The 14,054-nt window shown below is 68.8% G+C and carries 16 protein-coding genes; 9 read left to right on the top strand and 7 right to left on the bottom strand.

The features are described from left to right. Positions 1-12 precede the first annotated feature (12 nt). From ACQPXM_RS07485 to ACQPXM_RS07470, 4 genes are read right to left on the bottom strand one after another with little or no spacing between them, the layout of a single operon-like run. Positions 13-909, bottom strand: a complete 897-nt coding sequence (locus ACQPXM_RS07485; RefSeq protein ID WP_432946156.1) for a carbohydrate ABC transporter permease — start codon at positions 907-909, stop codon at positions 13-15. A 10-nt stretch (positions 910-919) separates the two neighbouring features. Next, positions 920-1,831 (bottom strand): carbohydrate ABC transporter permease, encoded by a 912-nt coding sequence (locus ACQPXM_RS07480; RefSeq protein WP_432946154.1) that lies wholly within the window; start codon positions 1,829-1,831, stop codon positions 920-922. Positions 1,832-1,869: 38 nt separating this feature from the next. Next, complete coding sequence (gene ngcE, locus ACQPXM_RS07475) at positions 1,870-3,291, bottom strand: N-acetylglucosamine/diacetylchitobiose ABC transporter substrate-binding protein (protein ID WP_432946152.1); 1,422 nt, start codon at positions 3,289-3,291, stop codon at positions 1,870-1,872. Between the two features lie 22 nt (positions 3,292-3,313). Continuing rightward, on the bottom strand, positions 3,314-4,123 hold the full coding sequence (locus ACQPXM_RS07470) for a sugar isomerase domain-containing protein (RefSeq protein WP_432946150.1): 810 nt from the start codon (positions 4,121-4,123) through the stop codon (positions 3,314-3,316). A 209-nt stretch (positions 4,124-4,332) separates the two neighbouring features. Between ACQPXM_RS07470 and ACQPXM_RS07465 the strand changes: the two genes are divergently transcribed. Further along, positions 4,333-5,379: an N-acetylglucosamine kinase gene (locus tag ACQPXM_RS07465; RefSeq protein ID WP_432946148.1), complete on the top strand. Its 1,047-nt coding sequence runs from the start codon at positions 4,333-4,335 to the stop codon at positions 5,377-5,379. 39 nt (positions 5,380-5,418) lie between these two features. Here ACQPXM_RS07465 and ACQPXM_RS07460 read toward each other — a convergent pair whose 3' ends face one another. Next, positions 5,419-5,802, bottom strand: coding sequence for a YciI family protein (locus ACQPXM_RS07460; RefSeq protein ID WP_077012435.1), 384 nt, complete (start codon positions 5,800-5,802; stop codon positions 5,419-5,421). 148 nt (positions 5,803-5,950) lie between these two features. Continuing rightward, complete coding sequence (locus ACQPXM_RS07455) at positions 5,951-6,703, bottom strand: SDR family NAD(P)-dependent oxidoreductase (RefSeq protein ID WP_432946145.1); 753 nt, start codon at positions 6,701-6,703, stop codon at positions 5,951-5,953. Between the two features lie 88 nt (positions 6,704-6,791). Here ACQPXM_RS07455 and ACQPXM_RS07450 point away from each other — a divergent pair, with 88 nt between their 5' ends. Together ACQPXM_RS07450 and ACQPXM_RS07445 are read left to right on the top strand one after the other, a co-directional pair. Next, positions 6,792-7,226, top strand: coding sequence for an Rrf2 family transcriptional regulator (locus tag ACQPXM_RS07450; RefSeq protein ID WP_432946143.1), 435 nt, complete (start codon positions 6,792-6,794; stop codon positions 7,224-7,226). A gap of 48 nt (positions 7,227-7,274) precedes the next feature. Next, positions 7,275-7,778: a hypothetical protein gene (locus tag ACQPXM_RS07445; protein ID WP_432946141.1), complete on the top strand. Its 504-nt coding sequence runs from the start codon at positions 7,275-7,277 to the stop codon at positions 7,776-7,778. Positions 7,779-7,863: 85 nt separating this feature from the next. On the opposite strand, the gene ACQPXM_RS07440 is transcribed toward ACQPXM_RS07445, so the two are convergent. Further along, the gene (locus tag ACQPXM_RS07440; protein ID WP_432946139.1) at positions 7,864-8,592 is read right to left on the bottom strand and encodes a hypothetical protein; all 729 of its coding nucleotides are present in this window, start codon (positions 8,590-8,592) and stop codon (positions 7,864-7,866) included. Between the two features lie 93 nt (positions 8,593-8,685). On the opposite strand from ACQPXM_RS07440, the gene ACQPXM_RS07435 reads away from it, so the two are divergent. From ACQPXM_RS07435 to ACQPXM_RS07410, 6 genes are all read left to right on the top strand, one after another. Then, positions 8,686-9,165: a winged helix-turn-helix transcriptional regulator gene (locus ACQPXM_RS07435; RefSeq protein ID WP_432946137.1), complete on the top strand. Its 480-nt coding sequence runs from the start codon at positions 8,686-8,688 to the stop codon at positions 9,163-9,165. Positions 9,166-9,206: 41 nt separating this feature from the next. Next, a complete protein-coding gene (locus ACQPXM_RS07430; protein ID WP_432946136.1) occupies positions 9,207-9,908 on the top strand; it encodes an SDR family oxidoreductase in 702 nt (233 codons plus the stop codon). Between the two features lie 83 nt (positions 9,909-9,991). Then, on the top strand, positions 9,992-10,855 hold the full coding sequence (locus ACQPXM_RS07425; RefSeq protein ID WP_432946134.1) for an alpha/beta fold hydrolase: 864 nt from the start codon (positions 9,992-9,994) through the stop codon (positions 10,853-10,855). Positions 10,856-10,930: 75 nt separating this feature from the next. Further along, entirely contained in the window at positions 10,931-12,097 is a 1,167-nt protein-coding gene (locus ACQPXM_RS07420; protein ID WP_432946132.1) for a serine/threonine-protein kinase, read from the top strand. A 54-nt stretch (positions 12,098-12,151) separates the two neighbouring features. Continuing rightward, on the top strand, positions 12,152-12,763 hold the full coding sequence (locus ACQPXM_RS07415) for an ArsR/SmtB family transcription factor (RefSeq protein WP_432946130.1): 612 nt from the start codon (positions 12,152-12,154) through the stop codon (positions 12,761-12,763). Then, the gene (locus ACQPXM_RS07410) at positions 12,763-14,037 is read left to right on the top strand and encodes an MFS transporter (RefSeq protein ID WP_432946128.1); all 1,275 of its coding nucleotides are present in this window, start codon (positions 12,763-12,765) and stop codon (positions 14,035-14,037) included. Before ACQPXM_RS07415 ends, ACQPXM_RS07410 begins: the two co-directional genes overlap by 1 nt. Positions 14,038-14,054 lie beyond the last annotated feature (17 nt).

Here is a 14,054-nt window from a genome sequence, read left to right as displayed (position 1 = left end):
GATCCGGCGGCGCTACTTCAGCGTCGCGCCGGTCAGGCCCGCCTGGACCTGGCGGTAGAAGATCAGGTAGACGACAACCACCGGCACCATCGCGATGGTCAGGGCCGCGAACAGCGTGCCCCAGTCGTTCTCGTACCGCTGACTGCCGAGCAGTGTCGCGATGCCCTGCGACAGCACCGGCTTCTCCGGCGACAGGAACGACGGCAGCACGAACTGGTTCCACTGGCCGAGCACGTTGAAGATGCCGACGCTGATCAGGCCGGGCTTGGCCATCGGCAGCATCACCCGGAAGAACGTGGTCGCGTGCCCGGCGCCGTCGACCAGCGCGGCCTCGGCGATCGAGGTCGGCAGGGTCCGGAAGAACGCGTGCATGAAGAACACCGTGAACGGCAGCGAGTAGGCGATGTAGACCAGGATCAGGCCCTGGTACGTCGACACCATGCCGAAGCCCTTGACCACGAAGAACAGCGGCACGATCGCCAGGAAGGTCGGGAACATCATCCCGGCCGCGAACAGGTAGTAGATGAACCTGTTGCCGGGGAACTCGTAGCGGGCCAGCACGTAGGCCACCATCGAGCCGAACAGCATGGTGCCGAACACGCCGCCGACGACCACCACACCGCTGTTCAGCAGGTAGTCGCCGACGCCCTTGTCCCAGGCCTTGGAGAAGTTGCTGAACAGCAGTTCCTTGGGCAGCGCCCACGGGTTGTCGCCGAAGATCTCGCCGGTGCTCTTCAGCGACGCGATCAGCGACCAGACGAACGGTACGACGACCAGGATGCTCCAGGCGATCAGCACCGTGTGCGAGAAGACGTTGACCGGGCTGAACGCCCGGTCGTTCGACCCGGCCGGAGTGATCTTGGGAGCCGGCTCGGAGCGGGTGCCCTCGACATCGATCTGCAAAGTCATCTCAGGCCCCTCAGTATTCGATCCGGTCGCGGCGGGTGGCCCGCAGCATCACGGCGGCGATCAGCAGCGTCAGGAAGAACAGCACGACACCCATCGCCGAGGCGTAGCCGGCCCGGCCGTACTGGAACCCGTTGTCGGCGATCTGCAGACCCATCACCTGGGTGGAGTTGTCCGGTCCACCCGGCCCGGCCGTCATCACCGCGACCAGGGCGTAGGCGTCCAGCGCCAGGATGGCCAGGTAGACCCAGGCCGTCTGGATGGTGTCCCACAGCAACGGCAGGGTGATCCGGGAGAAGGTCGCGAACCGGCCGGCGCCGTCGATGATCGCGGCCTCGAAGATGTCCTTGGGAATGCCGGACATCGCCGCGTTGAACAGCACCAGGTAGAACCCGACACTGCCCCAGATCAGCACCCACATCACGCAGTACAGCGCGATCTTGGGGCTGGCCAGGTACTCCGACGTGCCCAGCCCCAGCTTGCGCGTGACGCTGTTCAGCAGGCCGGTGTCGGTCGAGGTCATCACCACCGACCAGATCACCGCGATGACCGGGACCGACAGCACCTGGGGCAGGAAGAAGGCCAGCTTGTAGAAGCCGTTTCCCCGCACCCCCTGCACCCCCGCGCTGTTCGCCTTCCCGCCGACGTTCAGCAGGTAGGCGAAAACCAGCGCGAGGAAGATGGTGAACAGCGGCACGCCGATCAGCAGGATCACGTTGTGCCCGAGCGCCTGGCGGAACACCGCGTCGCGCGCCAGGGTCTGGAAGTTCTCCAGCCCGACGAACTCGAACTTCGGTGAAATGCCGGTCCAGTCGGTCAGCGAGTAGTAGAACGCCTGGACGAACGGTGAGATCACGAAGATCGCATACAACGCCAGTGGCAACGCGAGGAAGCTCGCGACGAAACGATAACTGCCGTGCCGCATCTCTCTCCTTCAGAGCAGGGGGCGGAGGGAAACTCGGCTCAGCTGCGAGTCTGCTTCTTGGTCTTGGGGTCCTTGGCGGTGTCGTCGGCGACCTTCTGCGCGCGGTTGCAGAACTCGTCGGCGGTGATCCGGGCGGCCGCCAGCTCGCCGTACACGTTACGGATCGGCTTGTCCATCGTCGAGTACCAGGTGGCGAAGTAGGTCACCCAGTTGTTCGCGCCGCCGCTGGTGAGCAGCGCGCTGGACGAGGCGGCACCGGGGCTGAGCTTCTTGCCCTCGGCCGCGCCCTTGACCACCGTCGGCGACCCGGTCAGCTCGGTGAACTTGCCCGCGGCCTCCTTCGACAGCATGATGCGCAGGTACTCCAGGCCGCCGGCCTTGTTCTTGGCCTTGCTCGGCACGATGAAGTTCTCACCGGCGCTGATCTCGGTGCAGTCGACCGGCAGCTTCGAGCCGTCCAGCAGCGGGGTGAAGGTCGCGGTGGTCTCGAAGTCCTTCGGTGCCACCGGCTTCTGCTCGTTCTCCAGCCACGAACCGCTGGGGATGAACGCCGCCTTGCCCTGGTTCCAGGCCGTCTGGGACTGGATGTGGTCCAGGCCCTCGGTGCCCTGCATGATGTAGCCCTTGCCCTTGAGCTCGAGCAGCGCCTCGGCGGCGAGCTTGATCGAAGGGTGCTTCCAGGCGTTCGGCTCGAGCGAGTCGATCGCCTTGATGACCTCCTGGCCACCGTGCTTGACGGCCATGTCCAGCAGCACCTGGCCGATGTAGTACGGGTGCTTGCCCTGGTGGGCCAGCGGCGCGATGCCGGCCTTCTTGATCTCCTCGCACAGCGCGAGGAACTCGGTCCAGGTCTTGGCCGGCTGCCAGCCCTTCTCGGCGAACAGCTTCTTGTTGTACCACAGCGCGTAGACGGTCAGCACGTAGTCCAGGACCAGCGGCTTGCCCTCGAGCATCGCGGCCTCGAGCGTGATCGGCTCGACGGTGTCGCGGACCTTCTTGTTCGGGTCGTCGATCGACGGCGCGTCGAACAGCTCGGTCAGGTCGGCCAGCTGGCCGGTGCTGGCCAGCGTCGACATCGGCAGCAGCGAGGCGCCGGAGTTGTCGATCACGTCCGGCGGGTTGCCGCCGTTGAAGCGCGGCTGCAGCTGCGGGGTGATGTCGGTGATGCCGGCGTGCTTGATCTCGGCGGCCGGGAACTTCTTCTTGTACAGCTCCTCGTGCGCCTTGGCGTAGTCGTCGCCGTAGCCGCCCTTGAAGATCACGACGTCCAGCGGGTCGGACTCCTTGACACCGAAGGGGTTGTCGTTGGTCTTCTCCGCGCCGCCGCCGCCGCTGCCCGCGTCGTCCTCGCTGCCACCACTGGCGCAGGCCGCCAGCGTGCTGCCGCCGGCCGCCATCAGGGTGCCGACCGCCGCGCGCTGCAGGAACAGCCGCCGCGACAGGTTGTTGGGAGTGGTCATGGTCCCGCCTTCCGAGAGTGTTTCAGGCAGTACGACGGATCCGGCCGGCGTACTTTGCTTCCAGGGCGTGGTTGTGGTCGTCGCCGCCCGGGATGTTCGCGGACAGATAGACCGGTGGGGTCTCGCCGGCTTCGCTGAACCGGCGCAGAACCTCTGCGACCAGCATCTGCGCGATCAGCGCGGCGGTGATGGACGACACGGCGCAGACCTTGCCGAATCCTGGCATGTCGAGCACCGAGTCGCCGTACGGCGCGTGGTTGTCGAGCACCACGTCGGCGAAGTCGATCAGCTTCTTGCCCGACGGGTGTCGTGAGTCGACCCCGGCGGTGTGCTGCAGCGAGGTGATCGCGATCAGCGGGTGCCCGTGCTCCTTGACGACGCTGGCCAGCTCGACGATCGAGCCGTTGACGCCGGAGTTGGAGGCGATCACGAACACGTCGTGCTCCTGCGCGGCGCTCAGTTCGTACAGCCGGCGCGAGATCGAGGGGTCGCGCTCGAGCTCTCCGCTGCGCAGTAGCTCGACCGGCTCACCGCCGATCAGCACCAGGTCGCGCAGCGCGAGCCGGTTGGTCGCGATCAGGCCACCGGCGCGGCCGGCGATCTCCATCGCGAGCGCCTCGGAGTGCCCGGACCCGAAGGCCTGGATCACGCCGTTGTTGCGCAGCGAGGTGACGAACAGCTCGGCGGCGTCCTGGATCGGTCCGTCGATCTGCTCGGTGACAGCGGCCAGGATGGGCGTCAGCGTGTGAACATACGACTGCGCACTGACGCCACCGGGGTTCGTCGCACTCCCCGCGTGCGCGCCCGAGCTGCCGTCTGTCGTACTGGCCATCACAGGGCCCACCCCTCGACTAATGTGTTCGCCGCGACACTCCTGGTGCCGACAAGTGCGCAAGTTTGCGGTTTGCTGGACAGAACTTTTCTCACCTGGCAGCTAAAGTCAAGGCTCATTCCACTCTTCCCTCCAGATCGGGACCGTTGCGTGACCTTGCACGTTATTGTCCATTTACGGCTCTGATTGAGCAGTTTGGAGCACCGCCTATGTCCGTCGATCGCGCCCTCGCGGAACCACAGGACCCAGTGGTCCTGCGACCTGACACCACACTGGTCCTGGGCGGCGACCTCGGCGGGACCTCCACCCGGATCGTGATCGCGGACATGGAAGGCAAGGTAGTCGGTCGCGGGGCGGCCGCGGGCGGAAATCCGACCAGCCACCCCGCGAGTGCCGCGGCGAACTTCGGGCAGGCGGTCCGGCAAGCGCTCACCGGCCTGGATCCGGCCGCGGTCAGGTCCGCGGTGATCGGCGCGGCCGGCGGGTCGGCACTGTCCAAACCGGAGGTCGCGGCGCAGTTCGACGCCGCCTGGTCGGGCGCCGGACTGGTCTGTACCCCCGGCTACATCGGCGACCTCGAGGTCGCCTTCGCCTCCGGTACGCCGGAGGCGGACGGCGCCGTGCTGATCGCGGGCACCGGCAGCGCGGCCGGCCTGGTCCGCGACCACCGGCTGGTCCGGACCGCCGACGGCCACGGCTGGCTGCTCGGCGACGACGGCTCGGGCTTCTGGCTCGGCCGCGAAGCGATGCGCAGTGTGTTGCGCGCACTCGACCTGGGCGAGCCGCTTGGCGGGCTCGGCCAGGCCGTCGTACAGGCCGTGCTGCCGGATCGCCAAGAAGGCCTGGTCGCCGAGCGTGAAGGCTACGATCGGCTGCGTGACGACCTGATCCGCACCGTGAACTCGCGTCCGCCGGTCCTGCTGGCCGAACTGGCCCGGACCGTGGTGACGGCGTACGACCAGGACGACGAGACGGCCCGGGCCCTGGTGAAACGCGCAGCCGAACTGCTCACAGAAACCGTCAGCCGGCTGCGGACAACGTCGGACAACGGTCCGCTGGTGCTCGCGGGCAGTGTCGCGGGCGAGTCGTCGCCGGTCGGCCGATTGTTGCGGCAGAGCATCCGGGACCACTTCCACGGCGAGGTGCTGACCGCCCGGGACGGGGTCGGCGGCGCCACCTGGCTCGCGCTCGGCGCCCTCGACCCCGCCTTGGCCACCCGCGACAACCACGCCCGCCTGGTCGCGCCGCCGGTCTGAGCCACCCTTGCGGTGGAACGACCGGGCGTGCCGGTGCCGTCAGTCGTCCACCGCGATCGGACGCAGCTCGACGGCGAAGAACTGCGCCTCGGGGATGGACGCGGCGATGTCCTCGGCGCGTTCGGGCGTGGCGACGTCGACGACGAAAACGCCGGCGAGCTGCTCCTTCGACTCCGAGTACGGGCCGTCGGTGGTGGCCCGGACACCGTCGCGGACCCGGACGACCTTGGTCCGCGACGGCGCCTCGAGCGGTTCGGCCATCACCAGCTCGCCGCTCGCGGACAGTTCGGCCAGCAGCCCTTCCAGCTGGGCGGTCAGCGCCTTGCGCGCTTTCGCGGACAGCGCGCGGCCCTGCTCGGTGTGCAGGAAGGAGGGATGACCCCAGGTGATCGGGTTGCTGTGGATGAGCAGCATGTACTTCATGGCCGGTCCTTTCGCTGGATGGATCTTCGCAGCACAGGTCGGAGGCCGGGCCCGGACCTCGACATTCCGGCCGGAACGCCGAGGTCGTGCGAGCTCATCCGGATCGGCAGCGATCCCGCGTCCACACCGGTGACCGCCCGGAGTGGCTTCAGGCGTTGTAGCCGCCGTGGGCGTCGAGGACCGCGCCGGTGACGTAACTGGCGGTGGGGCCGGCCAGGAAGCCGATGGCCGCGGCGATCTCGTCGGGGTGACCGAACCGCTGGATGGCCAGACTCATCAGCAGCGGCTTCAGCACCTCGGGGTCCGGATTCATGTCGGTCTCCATCAGACCGGCCTCGACGACGTTCGCGGTGATGCCGCGAGGGCCGAGATCGCGGGCGACGCCCAGCGTGTAGCGCTCGATGCCGGACTTCGTCGCCGCGTAGTCGGCCGTACCGGGAACGCCGGTGCGGGAGCCGAGCCCGGAACTGATCGTGATGATCCGGCCGTTGTCGCGCAGCACCTTGGCCGCGGCCCGGACGACCGCGATCACTCCGAGGTAGTTGACCGCATGCATCCGGTCGAGGGCCGCGGTGTCCACGTCCGGATCGTCGACGGTCCGGCCCTGTTCGACCCCGATCGCCGCGTTGTTCACCAGGATGTCGAGTCCGCCGTAGGCCGCGACGACCTGGTCGATCAGCGCCGGCGCCTGACTGGTGTCGGCGTGGTCGACCTGGAACGCGACCGCCTTGGATCCGAGCGCCTGGACCTCGTCCACCACGGTTTGGGCCTGCGCCGTGGAACGCACATAGGTGAACGCGACGTCCGCGCCCTGCCCCGCCAGCAACCGGACCGTCGCGGCACCGAGCCCTCGGGACCCTCCGGTGACCAGCGCGACCTTGCCCGCCAATGCCTTGCTCATCGTCAGCTCCTTAATCGTAACAATCATGGTTACATCATGCTCAACGTAACACATTTGATTACGACGCCAACTGCCGTAGCCTGGCGACGTGAGCGCGAACAGCAGGCTGACCATCGCGGCGCACACGCTGGCCTGGATCGGCCTGTCCCAGCGCCAGGGCCACGAGGTCGCCACCTCCGAACAGATCGCCGGCAGCGCGAACACGAACCCGGTCGTGATCCGCCGCCTGCTCGGCGAGTTGCGCGAGGCCGGCCTGGTCGAGTCACGCCGCGGCGCCGGCGCCGGCTGGTCACTGACCCGCGACCTCGCCTCGATCACCCTGCTCGACGTGTACGACGCGATCGAACCCGGACCGCTGTTCGCCTTGCATCGGGCCAGCCCCGACGACGGATGCGTGGTCGGCCACGGCATCCAGCCCGCACTGCACGACGTCTACGCCGGCATCGAGGGCACCGTGCGGACCGAGCTGAGCAAGACCACGCTCGAAGACGTCCTGCAGGCGGTACTGGCCGTCCCCCGCTAGCCGACGACACGCGCCCGCGCGACACTTCGCGTCGCTAGGCTCCCGCCCATGGCTGATGAGGTGTGGCCGTTGGAGCCGGACGAACGCGTGCGCCTGTCGTCGTTCAACGGGATCGGATTCGATCTCAAGGGCTTCACGCGCAAGGACCCGACCGGCCGGTGCTTCGCCACCCGGTACTTCACCTTCGTCTACCTGCCGGTCGTTCCGCTCGACCGGTTCTACCTGGAGGAAGGCCCGATCCAGTATCAGGACCTCGGTCTGAGCTCCAACACGCTGACCCGGTACCGCATCACCGGGTGGTCGCGCCTGCGGGTTGGTGAGATCCTGCGCACCTACCTGTTCAGCTGGATCATCGGACCCGGCGTGGTCCTGGTGCCGATCCTGCTGTGGCTCGGACAGGCCGACCAACTCTCCGACCGCATCGGTATCGGCTGGGTGATCGGCGGATTCGTTGCCTGGCTTCTCGGCTCGATCATCGGTCTGGCTTTCCTTCACACCGCCTACCGCGAACGCTGGGCCCCGCTACGGCAGGCCGTCGTCCACGACGACTGAACCGGTCGCGTCTCAACCGGCGTCTTCGTTCCGGCCGGTTCCAGCTCGACCGAGGGCGAAGGGCGCGACCCCCACCGGGAGATCGTCAGCGCACCTCGACGTGCTTGACGTCGATCGTGACGAGCTGTGGCCCGTCCAGCGTGGTGTTGTCGGGCTTGCGAGGGACCACCCGACGCTCGGTCGGGAACGTGAAACCGTCGAAGACCTTGGGGAGGCGGGTGTAGTGCGCGGAGCGCTGGATCCCGGCGCCGAAGATCTCGACGGTGTAGTCGGTACGGCGCAGCAGGCCGTCGGGTCCGAAGTAGAAGAACTGCCGGGTGCTGTGCGTCGCGATCGAGTCGGGGAACTCGGCCTCGAGGACCCGCCAGGTCTCGCCGTTCTCGTGCCACGGGTCGATCTCCCGGGTCGACACGCCGGGCTCGGCCAGCAGGAACGGCGTGGTCAGGTAGGTCCACATCGCGTACCCGCCGAAGTAGGCAGCCTGCGGCACGCTCCACGGAGTGCTCAGCTCATGCTGCGCGAACGTCGACCGAGGGTGCTCGAGCCTCTCGACCTCGTTGCCTTCAGCATCTTCCAGCGTGACCAGGTCGGGCCGGAAGACGGCGGTGGCGCCGCCGGCGAACGGCACGAAGCGGGTGCTCTCGCGGTGCGGCTCGACCGTCGCCGTCGCGGCGGTCACGAAGACCTTGTCCTGCACACCCTTCTTGGCCCAGGTCGCGCCGCCCACCTCGATCTCGGCCGTGACCTTCGTGGCCTCGCGCCAGCGGTCGAGCCCGCCGTGTGCGTCCAGTGCCAACTGCAGTAGATCGCTCATCTCGTCCTGTCCCTCTGGTGACCCGAACCGGTTGCCGTACCACCATCGTGCGACCTGACTATGCAAACGCAAGTCAGCAGGTACGGTGACGTCATGACGCTTCAGCTCAAGGGCCTGCTGGCCGGCAGTGACCGGCCTGAACTCGGCGACGCGTGCCCGATCGACCGCGCGAGTTCGCTGGTCGCGCGCAGATCGACGATCCTGCTGCTGCGCGAGGCTTCGTACGGGACCACCCGGTTCGACGAGTTCGTCACCCGCACGGGCCTGACCGAGTCCGTCACCGCCAACCAGTTGCGCAATCTGGTGTCGGAGGGCCTGCTGGTCAAGGTTCCGTACCAGGAGCCGTCCCAGCGGCAGCGCTTCGAGTACGCGCTGACCGAGGCCGGCCACGATCTCGTACCGATCGTGATGGCGCTGGGCGAATGGGGGGAAAAGCACAGGCCGCGCACGAACTGGCTCGGGCTGACCCACGCGGACTGCGGCGCCCGGGTGCACATGGCGCTGACCTGCGAGGCCGGTCACGCCGTCCGCGAGCCGGACGTCGTGGTCTCGCTCGAGCACCGTCAGCCGTAGTCGCAGCTGCACACCTGTCCCGAATCGTTTGGAGTCCTGAGATGACCACCCTGCAAGGCGCTGTCGTGCTCGTCACCGGCGGCAACCGCGGTATCGGCAAGGCCATCGTCGACGAACTGCTGACCCGAGGCGTCGAGAAGGTCTACGCCACGGCCCGCAACCCCGAGCCGAGCCACGACGACCGGGTCGTCCCGCTTCCGCTCGAAGTCACCGACCAGGCGTCCGTCGACGCGCTGGCGGCAGCCGCAGCGGACGTGACGGTGCTGATCAACAACGCCGGAGGATCCTCGCCGCGGACCTATCTCGACGCGCCGATCGACGCGATCCGCGCCGTCTTCGACATCAACTTCTTCGGCCCACTGGCCGTGACCCGCGCCTTCGTCCCCATCATCGAGGCGAACGGCGGTGGCCACATCCTGAACGCCCATTCCGCCCTGTCCTGGGTCGCCCGCGGCGGCGCGTACGCCGCGACCAAGTCCGCCCTGTGGTCGCAGAGCAACTCGCTGCGGCTCGAGCTGCTCGATCGCGGCATCAAGGTCACCGGCCTGCACATGGGCTACGTGGACACCGACATGACCGCCGCCGTCACCGCCCCCAAGGAGAAGCCCGCCGACATCGCGAAGGCCGCACTCGACGGCATCGAGTCCGACGCGTACGAGGTGCTCGCCGATGCCCTGACGCGCGGCGCGAAGGCCGCGCTGTCCGGCGATCTCGACGCCCTCTACCCCGAGCTGAAGCGCTGACCTGATTCGGCCGGTATGTCGAGCCGCGGACCGTCGCGGCGACGTACCGTCCGAAGAGCACCCACACCGAGGGACGTGACGTGATGGACCAGGCCGACCTGCGTTTGCCCGACGGCCGCACGCTGCGGGTGTACGACACCCACCCGGGCGACGACTGTCGCGTGCCGGTCTTCTGGCACCACGGCACGCCCAATCTCGGCCGGCCGCCGGAGCCGTTGTTCGAGGCGTCCGAGTGGCTCGGGCTGCGCTGGATCTCCTTCGACCGTCCCGGGTACGGCGGGTCGACGCCCGCGCCCGGGCGGACGGTCAGCTCGGTCGCCCGGGACGTCGAGTACGTCGCCGACACGTTCGGGGTCGGCCGGTTCACCGTGATGGGCCACTCCGGCGGCGGCACGTACGCGCTCGGCTGCGCGGCCACGCTCGGCGACCGGGTGCAGGCCGTGGTCAGCCTGGCCGCGATCGCGCCGTACGGCGTACCGGGGCTGGACTGGTTCGGCGGGATGATCCCGTCCGGGGTGACCGCGTTGCAGGCGGCGCGGGCCGGGCGGGCGGAGCGGACGGCGCTGGAGCAGTCCGAGGTCGAGTACGACCCGGAGTTCGCACCGGTCGACCTGGAGCTGTTCGACGGCCCGTGGTCCTGGCTCGGTCAGGTGGCCGGTCCCGTGGCGCTCGAGGCCGGACCGTACGGGCAGATCGACGACGACGTGTCCTACCTCCTGCCGTGGCGCTGCGATCCGGCCGAGATCACCGCGCCGGTCCTGCTCCTGCACGGCGGTCTGGACCGGATCATCCCGCCGAGTCACGCCCACTGGCTGGCCGCGCACATCCCGGCGGCCGAGCTGATCGAGTACGCCGAGCACAGCCACATCTCGATCCTCGGCCAGGCCGAATCCTCGCTGGACTGGCTGCGCGACCGCGCCGACGGGCCCACGGCGTACCCGCTCTGAACCGCATGTCCTCCAGGTCCGGCGGGTACCGGGCTCCGGATGAGGCGAGACGAGCTGGTGGCGGGGAGATACCGGGTGGGGAATCCGCTCGGCCGGGGCGGCATGGGCGAGGTGTTCCAGGCGACCGACGAACTGCTCGGCCGGCAGGTCGCGCTCAAGCTGCTGCTGCCCACGCGGCGTGATCCCGAGATGGCCGCACGGTTCCATCGGGAGGCCCGGGCCGCGGCGGCGCTGTCCGACCCGCACGTGGTCGCGGCGTACGACTTCGGCTCGTACGACGGGGGCTACTTCCTGGTGATGGAGCTGGTCGCCGGCCGCACGGTCGCGGAGGAACTGCGGCTGTGCGGCCCGTTCGACGCCGATCGCGCGCTGGCCGTGATCAAGCAGAGCGCGACCGGACTGGCCGCCGCGCACGCCGAGGACATCGTGCACCGCGACGTGAAGCCGCAGAACCTGCTGATCACGCCCGACGGCACGGTCAAGGTCACCGATTTCGGCATCGCCCGGTTCCTCACCGACACCACGACCACGGTGACCGCGAACGGCCAGATTCTCGGCACGAGCTACTTCCTCGCGCCGGAACGCGCCCGGGGTGAGCCCGCGGGCAAGGCGTCCGACGTCTACGCGCTGGGTTGCGTGCTCTACCAGCTCGTCACCGGGCATCCGCCGTTCCAGGGCGATCAGCCGGCCGGGGTGATGTACCAGCACGTGACCACCGAGCCCACACCGCCGAGCGAACTGCGCCCGGAGCTGGGCGGCGAGTTCGAGCGGCTGCTGATGAGCATGCTGGCGAAGAACCCGGCCGACCGGCCGACCGCCGCCCAGATCGCCTCCGGTACGACGGTCCAGCCGGTGGTCACCGGTGAGCTGGTCGTTCCGCCGTCGCGGCGCTGGTCGCAGCGCCGGCTGGCCGGAGTCGTCGCCGGGATGGGAGTCGTCGCCGCGACCGCGACGGGCGTCGTTCTGGACAACCAGGACCAACGGCTTCCGGAGACGACGAATCTGACGCCGCCACAAACCCCGCGCAGTACGCCGACCACGCCGCCTTCGTCGAAGCCGGCTCCCACCCGCCCACCGAGCACCACGCCGAACGACGACCAACAGGTCAGCACGACGACCGAGCGAGTAGCCGATCCGCCGACGTCGGGCAAGCCGTCGTCCGGTGAAGGCAACTCGGGCAAACCGGGCAAGCCCGGCGATCCCGGCAACGGCAAGTCGAAGGGCAAGAACAAGAAGTCCTGACCGATCCCAAGCAACTGCTTGACATCAAGCTGCTCTGCGGCGCATATTCCAAGCATGTCTTTGGAATCTGATCCGCGCCGGCGCCGGCTGCTGGACGAACCACTGGCGATCCGCGCCCTCGCTCATCCGGTCCGGCTGGACCTGCAGGCCCTGCTGGGCAGGGAAGGGCCGCTCACCGCGGCGGACGCGGCCCGCCGGCTCGGCATCAGCCAGGCGCTCGCGTCGCACCACCTGCGGCAGTTGGCGAAGTACGACTTCGTCGAGCCGGCGCCGGGCAAGGACAACCGCGAGCGGCCGTGGCGGCTGGTGTCCACCTCACAGACGTGGCGCAGCGCGCGGCTGACCCACGAGGGCGCAGCGGCCGCGGATGTGCTCGAGCAGCTGATCGCCGAGCGCGCGCTCACCAACCTGGCCGACTGGCAGCAGCGACGCAGGACCGCGCCCGCCGTCCTGGTCGAGAACTCCGGGATCGGGCACACCGCGGTCTACCTCACCGCCGAAGAACTGGCCGAGCTGGAGGAGCAGATCAGCGGGCTGCTCCAGCGGTACGTCGACGAGCGGCCGATCGACGACAAGGCCGCCCGGCCGCCGGGCAGCCGGCTGGTCGACATCACGCGGATCGTCAGCATCCTGCCCGAGCAATCCGAGCCCGCTGAGGACAGCTGATGAAGGACTTGTGGGCGGTCCTGGTCAGGCGCCGCGACTACCGGCTGGTGCTGAGCGCCGGACTGATCTCACTGACCGGCGACTGGATCCTGCGCACCGGACTCGCCTTCCACGTCTACACCTTGACGGGCTCGACGCTGGCGTCGGGCGGGTTGCTGCTGGCGTCGTTCGTGCCCCTGGTGGTGCTCGGATCGCTGGCGGGTGTGTTCGTGGACCGGTGGGACCGGCGGCGGACGATGATCGTGGTCAATCTGCTGCACGCGATCGTGCTGCTGCCGCTGCTCGCCGTACGGGACGAGAGCGGACTGTGGCTGGTCTACGTGATCGTGCTGGCGCAGAGCTGTCTGCAGCAGTTCTTCCGGCCGGCGGAGCAGTCGCTGGTGCCGCACCTGGTGGATCCGCAGCAACTGATCACGGCGAACGCGTTGAACAGCCAGAGCAACGACATCGCACGGCTGGTGGGCGCCGCTCTCGGTGGAGTGCTGGCGGCCACTGGCGGGATGCCCCTGCTGGCCGCGGTCGACGCCGCGACCTACCTGCTGGCGACGGCGTTGCTGCTCGGCGTGCGGCATCGGGCGATGGCCGTGATGCGTGAGCGGACCAAAGGCGCGGTACGGCGATTGCGCGCCGAATGGGTCGACGGCCTGCGGATCTGCGTGGGCGGACGGGCGATGCGGATCGTTTTCGTGTTCGGGCTGGTGACCGGGGTCGGCGAAGGCGCGATGAGCACGCTGTTCGCGCCGTTCGTCAGCGAGGAACTGGGCGGCGACTCGACGGCGTACGGGCTGATCGTGTCGGCCCAGGCGGTCGGCGGGATCGTCGGCGGACTGGTCGCCGCCGCCGTCGGGGCACGCTTCGCGGCGGCTCGACTGTGGGGCGCCGGCGCCGTGCTCTTCGGCCTGATCGATCTCGCGCTGTTCTGTTATCCGTTGGTCTACGACGGCCTGGCGCCGGCGTACGTGCTGATGATCGCGGTCGGACTGCCGGGCGCGTTCGTGGTCGCGGCATCGATGACGGTGGTCCAGCGGCTGACCGACGACGCGTCCCGCGGGCGGGTCTTCGGCGCGCTGTTCGCCGCCGAAGGCCTCGCCGTCCTGGTCGGCATCGTCGCGGCCGGATTGCTCGGCGAGGTGGTCGGCATCATCCCGATCCTCGTCGTGCAGGGCCTCGGCTTCACCGCCGGCGGACTGGTGGTCCTTGCCCGAAGCAACCTTCTGGAGCGGAAGCCGGTGCTTTCGGCCTCGCCTCCGGCTCGGCGTGGTCCTGGGGCTTGATCTCCCGCTCTTCCCTC

Origin of the sequence: Kribbella sp. CA-253562 (genome assembly GCF_050942265.1) — a bacterium.
Classification (GTDB): Bacteria; Actinomycetota; Actinomycetes; order Propionibacteriales; family Kribbellaceae; genus Kribbella.
The sequence above is the reverse complement of the archived record's forward strand: the minus strand, read 5'-3'. Positions and strand labels throughout refer to the sequence as shown.

Coding starts and splice junctions, on each gene's coding strand:
- ACQPXM_RS07485 (WP_432946156.1), bottom strand. CDS start 909: ATGACTTTGCAGATCGATGTCGAGGGCACCCGCTCCGAGCCGGCTCCC.
- ACQPXM_RS07480 (WP_432946154.1), bottom strand. CDS start 1,831: ATGCGGCACGGCAGTTATCGTTTCGTCGCGAGCTTCCTCGCGTTGCCA.
- ngcE (WP_432946152.1), bottom strand. CDS start 3,291: ATGACCACTCCCAACAACCTGTCGCGGCGGCTGTTCCTGCAGCGCGCG.
- ACQPXM_RS07470 (WP_432946150.1), bottom strand. CDS start 4,123: ATGGCCAGTACGACAGACGGCAGCTCGGGCGCGCACGCGGGGAGTGCG.
- ACQPXM_RS07465 (WP_432946148.1), top strand. CDS start 4,333: ATGTCCGTCGATCGCGCCCTCGCGGAACCACAGGACCCAGTGGTCCTG.
- ACQPXM_RS07460 (WP_077012435.1), bottom strand. CDS start 5,802: ATGAAGTACATGCTGCTCATCCACAGCAACCCGATCACCTGGGGTCAT.
- ACQPXM_RS07455 (WP_432946145.1), bottom strand. CDS start 6,703: ATGAGCAAGGCATTGGCGGGCAAGGTCGCGCTGGTCACCGGAGGGTCC.
- ACQPXM_RS07445 (WP_432946141.1), top strand. CDS start 7,275: ATGGCTGATGAGGTGTGGCCGTTGGAGCCGGACGAACGCGTGCGCCTG.
- ACQPXM_RS07440 (WP_432946139.1), bottom strand. CDS start 8,592: ATGAGCGATCTACTGCAGTTGGCACTGGACGCACACGGCGGGCTCGAC.
- ACQPXM_RS07435 (WP_432946137.1), top strand. CDS start 8,686: ATGACGCTTCAGCTCAAGGGCCTGCTGGCCGGCAGTGACCGGCCTGAA.
- ACQPXM_RS07430 (WP_432946136.1), top strand. CDS start 9,207: ATGACCACCCTGCAAGGCGCTGTCGTGCTCGTCACCGGCGGCAACCGC.
- ACQPXM_RS07425 (WP_432946134.1), top strand. CDS start 9,992: ATGGACCAGGCCGACCTGCGTTTGCCCGACGGCCGCACGCTGCGGGTG.
- ACQPXM_RS07415 (WP_432946130.1), top strand. CDS start 12,152: ATGTCTTTGGAATCTGATCCGCGCCGGCGCCGGCTGCTGGACGAACCA.
- ACQPXM_RS07410 (WP_432946128.1), top strand. CDS start 12,763: ATGAAGGACTTGTGGGCGGTCCTGGTCAGGCGCCGCGACTACCGGCTG.